The organism is Microbacterium umsixpiens (genome assembly GCF_053543675.1).
In genome coordinates, this window is the sequence record NZ_JBLVOH010000059.1 from 11,311 (window position 1) to 16,654 (window position 5,344).

Genomic DNA, 5,344 nt, shown 5'->3' on the forward strand with positions numbered 1-5,344 from the left:
CCGGGCTTCCTTCGTGAAAATCTGTGGGGGTCAGTGACCGTCCTGGCGCCGATCCCAGCGATCGTTCATACGGTCCATGAACGAGGCGGAATCCTGACGCTTCGGGGCGGAACGCTCTCGCGGCTCGGCGGGAGTCGCTCGACGCACGGGCGTGACGGCGACCATTACTCCGGCGAGCATCGCCGCGAATCCGATCACACCGACCACGATGCCCCACACACCGCCGAGGATGACGCCGGCCACGAGGCCGCCGACTCCGGCGAGCAGGAGAAGAGCCCCGTAGACCAGATTTCGGTAGCTCAGTGCACGGTCGCCGGACGGCGCGGTGACCACGTCGGCATCGTTGTGAAGGAGATGGCGTTCCATCTCGTCGAGCAGACGCTGCTCCTGTTCGGAGAGTGGCATTTCGTCCCCCTCGGGTATCGTGCGTTCCATTCTACGCGCGCCCGGGCGTCGGGGGCTAGCAGTTCGACGTCCCCTTGCTTTACGTATGCTGGGAGTCGTGCCGTCTTCCTCCCCCGTTCCCGGTGCGGTCGCCGCACGTCTCGACCGATTCCTCACCCGTATGCGCGAGGAATCCACGGAGTACGGCCCGGATGCCGCCTCCTTCCTCGATGCCGCTGCCGGCACGCTCGAAGGCGGGAAGCGATTGCGTGCCCGGTTCTGTCACGCCGGTTGGCGCGCCGTCACCCGGTTCAGCGATCGCACCGCGACCGAGACGGATGCCCTCTGGGACATCTGCACCGCGCTGGAGATCTTCCAGTCGGCCGCACTCGTCCACGACGATCTGATCGACAACTCGGACACGCGCCGAGGGCGCCCGGCCGCCCATCGCGCCCTCGAGACGTCGCATCGCTCTGCCGGCTGGTCTGGAGACGCCGAGGCCTTCGGACGCGCCTCGGCCATCCTCCTCGGCGATCTCCTCGTCGCCTGGAGCGACGACCTGCTCGAGTCCGCCCTCGAGGGGCTCCCACACGCACGCGACGTGCGCTCCGAATACGCCAGGATGCGCCGCGACGTGACCACGGGCCAGTTCCTCGACATCGCCGAGGAGTCGGCCTGGAGCGTCAACGACGGGGGACTCCATGCCGAGCGAGCGCTGCGCGTGGCGTCGCTGAAGTCCGCCAGGTACAGCATCGAGCAGCCGCTGGTCCTGGGCGCGGCCCTCGCCGGCGCCGAGCCCGATCAGACGGCGGCGCTGCGTCGCTTCGGCCACCCGATCGGCATGGCCTTCCAACTCCGCGACGACGTGCTCGGGGTCTTCGGAGACGCGTCCGTGACGGGCAAGCCGGCCGGGGATGATCTTCGAGAGGGAAAGCGCACGGTACTCATCGCCCTCACCCGGCAGGCCCTCGACCCGTCGGCGCGGAATCTTCTCGACGAGATGCTCGGCGACCCGGAGCTGACCGCGCAGCAGGTGTCGTTCCTGCAGGCCACCATCACCGACTCCGGTGCACTGGACCGGGTGGAGGCGATGATCGCCGATTATGCGCGCGAAGCGGATCGCGCCCTATCGGGTGCTCGCCTCGACAACGCGGCAGTCGGCGAGCTGCGCGAGCTGGCGCGAGCCGCCACCGTCCGCTCCGCCTGACGCGGAACCCGTCTCAGGCGAGGGTGCGCGCGAGCCGCCGGACCGCGCTCTTGTGCCCGGCCAGCAGCGCGTCGATCGGCGAGCGACCGAGGGTCTCCTCCTCCGTGAGGAGCCAGTCGATCAGCTCATCGTCGGAGAAGCCGGCATCCTGCAGCACGATGATCGTCCCCCGCAGCGAGCTGAGCGGATGCCCGTCGACGATGAACACCGCCGGAACCGCGAAGGTGCCGCTGCGACGCGACCCGACCAGATAGTGGTCGTCGATCAGGCGGCGGACACGACCGAGGGGCTCGTCGAGCACCTCGACGAGATCGGGCATCGTCAACCACTCGACATCAGCGGCGGCGGGGGTTCCAGCAACGTTCTCAGACACGTTGCCCACTATCTCATCTCTGCAGAGGCATCGCATGTCGCCTCTCCAGTCACATCCTTCACTTGCGTCACTTCTGTTGACTTCCGTTTACATCCGTGTCAGCGTGAAGTGCTCGAAAAGGGGGCCCGCCTTGAGAACCAAGACCGCCACGCGTCGGACGCGAAGCCTGCAGTTCGGAGTGCCCGCCGCCGTGCTCGGCGCTCTCGCCGCCACTCTCACCGCTGCTCCGGCCGAAGCAGCCGCGACGACCACCGATCTCGCTCCGATCGAGCGCCACCGCAGCATTCCCGTGCGCGTGGTGCCGGCACAGGCAGCGCCAGCGAGCTATGTCGTGCGACCGGGCGACACGGTCTCATCGATCGCCTCGCGTTTCGGACTCCGCACCGTCGACGTGCTCGCCTGGAACCATCTCTCCTGGCGCTCGGTGATCTACCCGGGCCAGACGCTGACGCTGCGGACAGCCGCTGCGTCTCCCGCCCCTGCTCCCGCTCCTGCTGCTGCGACCTCCACCTCGCACAAGGTGGTCGCGGGCGACACCGTGTACGCCATCGCGCAGAAGTACGGAACCACCGTCGATGCGGTCCTGGCTGCGAACGGGCTCACGCGCGCATCGGTGATCTACCCCGGACAGGCCCTGGCGGTGACCGGCTCGGCTGCGCCCGCCGCCGCACCGGCAGCAGCACCGGCGTCCGCGCCCACGCCCGCCGCCACGGCATCGCACATGGTGGTCGCCGGCGACACCGTCTACGGGATCGCCCAGAAGTACGGCATCACCACGCAGACGGTGTTCGCCCTGAACGGACTGGGCCCGTCCTCGATCATCTACCCCGGGCAGAAGCTCGCTGTTCGTGCGGCACCTGCTGCCGCACCTCCCGCAGCGGCAACAGCCACGGTGGGCGGACAGCGGTCTGCGACCCTCGACAGCGAGCAGGCGGCGAACGCCGCGCTTATCATCCGCGTCGGTCGAGAGCTCGGCATCCCCGATCGGGGAATCGCCCTCGCACTCGCGACCGGCATGGTGGAATCGGGTCTCCGCAACCTCGACTGGGGTGACCGCGACTCCCTCGGCATCTTCCAGCAGCGTCCGAGCACCGGCTGGGGAACGCCGGCGCAGATCATGGACGCCGACCGGAGCACCCGCGTCTTCTACGGCGGGCGGAACGACCCGAACGGACACATGACGCGCGGTCTGCTCGACATCGCCGGGTGGGAGAGCATGCCGTTCACATCCGCCGCTCAGGCCGTGCAGATCTCCGCGTATCCGGACAAGTACGGGCAGTGGGAGACGCAGGCCTACAGCTGGCTCGCCCTCCACGGCTGACCACTTCCATAAAATCCGCAGGGCCGAGAGGTGAGCCGCTCCCCTGTCTTTCAGGCAGTTCTCAATAGAATTCTGACGTGACGACCAATCAGCAGGCCGACCCCCTCATCGGGCGGCTTGTCGACGGTCGCTACCGCGTCCGTGCTCGGATCGCTCGCGGAGGGATGGCGACGGTCTACGTCGCCACCGACCTCCGCCTCGAGCGGCGCATCGCGCTCAAGGTCATGCACGCCCACCTCAGCGACGATTCGGCGTTCCAGAGCCGCTTCATCCAGGAGGCCCGCGCAGCCGCCAGGCTGGCGGATCCGCACGTCGTCAACGTCTTCGATCAGGGGCAGGACGGCGAACTCGCCTACCTCGTGATGGAGTATCTGCCCGGCATCACGCTGCGCGAGCTGCTGCGTGAGCAGAAGCGACTCACCATCCCGCAGACGATCACGATCATGGATGCGATCCTCGCCGGGCTCTCGGCCGCGCATCGCGCCGGAATCGTGCACCGCGACGTCAAGCCGGAGAACGTGCTCCTCGCGGAGGACGGCCGCATCAAGATCGGCGACTTCGGGCTGGCCAGAGCGACCACGGCGAACACGGCGACCGGGCAGCAGCTGCTCGGGACGATCGCCTACCTCGCCCCCGAGCTGGTGACCCGCGGGACCGCGGACGCCCGCAGCGACATCTATGCCCTCGGCATCATGTTGTACGAGATGCTCGTCGGCGAGCAGCCCTACAAGGGCGAGCAGCCCATGCAGATCGCGTTCCAGCACGCCACCGAGTCGGTGCCGCGTCCGAGCGTGCGCAACCCCGCCGTGCCGGAACAGCTCGACGAACTCGTGCTCTGGGCGACGGAGAAGTCTCCCGACGAGCGACCGGACGACGCCCAGCAGATGCTCGAGCGCCTGCGTGCCATCGAGCGCGAACTCGGTGTCACCCCGACCGCAGCGAGAGCGACCGCTCCGCAACACAGCCATGCCGACTCCGGAGACCTCACCAAGGTGATGCCGGGGACGATGGTCATCGCGGATCCGACTGCACCGGTCCCTGCCGAGATCGACAACGCGACGCTCCTTCGACGCCGAGCGTCGAAGCGCCGGGCCCGCGGAGCGTTCCTCCTGACACTGGTGCTGCTGTTGGCGGTGCTCGCCGGCGGTGTGGGCTGGTGGTTCGGATCCGGCCCCGGCTCACTGATCGCTGTGCCGGGTGTCGCCGGCAAGACGTACGACGAGGCCGCGGCCCTCCTGGTCGACGCCGGGTTCGTTCCGACACAGAAGGACGCGCCTTCCGTCGATGTCGAGGCCGGTGCGGTGATAGAGACCGACCCCGAAGAAGGTGCCCGCCTCGACAAGGGGACGACCGTCACGGTCGTGGTGTCGTCGGGTCCTGCATCCCACGACATCGCCCCGGTCGCCGGCGTGGCGTCGGACGACGTCCGCGCGGCGCTGCAGGCGGCCAACCTCGAACTCACGGACGACGAGGAGTACTTCGGCGACCTCGACGACGGCAAGGTCATCAATGTCCGCATCACGCCGCGCGACGGCGGAGACGCGTTCGGCTGCGCCGAGGGCTGCACGGTCCATGAGACCGACACGGCGACGATCCAGGTGTCGCGCGGCGCGGTTCCCGATGTCAGCGACCTCAGCGTCGCCCAGGCCACGGACGCGCTCACGGGCAAGGGGCTGAAGGTCAATCCGGAGAGCCTGTACCAGACCAGTGACGGCATCGGAAAGGACCGGGTCATCGGGATCGCGGATCGACCGACCGAAGGCGCGTGGCGCCCCGGCGAGACCGTGCAGCTCATCATCTCCCAGGGCCCCCCGCTGTTCGACGTGCCCGATGTGTCCGGGAAGACCCGTGACGAAGCGACGCGTGCGCTCAACGACGCCGGCTTCAAGTGGTCCTACACGAGCGGCACCGGACTCCCGGACTCGGTGTGGGATCTCTTCGCCAACGAGAACACGAAGGTCGAGTCGTACAGCCCGACCGATGCCCAGCGCAAGGGTACGACCATCACCCTCACGATGAGCTTCTCCGGCTGAGGCCGGACGCACGAAGAGGGGGGCCG

The 5,344-nt window shown here is 68.4% G+C and carries 5 protein-coding genes; 3 read left to right on the forward strand and 2 right to left on the reverse strand.

The features are described 5' to 3' along the window. Window positions 1-30: 30 nt before the first annotated feature. Entirely contained in the window at window positions 31-405 is a 375-nt protein-coding gene (locus ACNPM4_RS05885; RefSeq protein ID WP_029261552.1) for a DUF3040 domain-containing protein, read from the reverse strand. Between the two features lie 97 nt (window positions 406-502). Here ACNPM4_RS05885 and ACNPM4_RS05890 point away from each other — a divergent pair, with 97 nt between their 5' ends. After that, entirely contained in the window at window positions 503-1,591 is a 1,089-nt protein-coding gene (locus ACNPM4_RS05890) for a polyprenyl synthetase family protein (protein ID WP_448985045.1), read from the forward strand. A gap of 13 nt (window positions 1,592-1,604) precedes the next feature. Here ACNPM4_RS05890 and ACNPM4_RS05895 read toward each other — a convergent pair whose 3' ends face one another. Next, complete coding sequence (locus ACNPM4_RS05895; protein ID WP_331280457.1) at window positions 1,605-1,973, reverse strand: Rv2175c family DNA-binding protein; 369 nt, start codon at window positions 1,971-1,973, stop codon at window positions 1,605-1,607. Window positions 1,974-2,094: 121 nt separating this feature from the next. Between ACNPM4_RS05895 and ACNPM4_RS05900 the strand changes: the two genes are divergently transcribed. Both ACNPM4_RS05900 and pknB read left to right on the forward strand, forming a co-directional pair. Beyond that, window positions 2,095-3,285, forward strand: a complete 1,191-nt coding sequence (locus tag ACNPM4_RS05900) for a LysM peptidoglycan-binding domain-containing protein (protein WP_372466530.1) — start codon at window positions 2,095-2,097, stop codon at window positions 3,283-3,285. A gap of 77 nt (window positions 3,286-3,362) precedes the next feature. After that, the gene (gene pknB, locus ACNPM4_RS05905) at window positions 3,363-5,318 is read left to right on the forward strand and encodes a Stk1 family PASTA domain-containing Ser/Thr kinase (RefSeq protein ID WP_400858307.1); all 1,956 of its coding nucleotides are present in this window, start codon (window positions 3,363-3,365) and stop codon (window positions 5,316-5,318) included. Window positions 5,319-5,344 lie beyond the last annotated feature (26 nt).

What these genes read in the sequence shown, in the direction of transcription:
- ACNPM4_RS05885 (WP_029261552.1), bottom strand. Translation starts at nt 405, where the DNA reads ATGCCACTCTCCGAACAGGAGCAGCGTCTGCTCGACGAGATGGAACGC.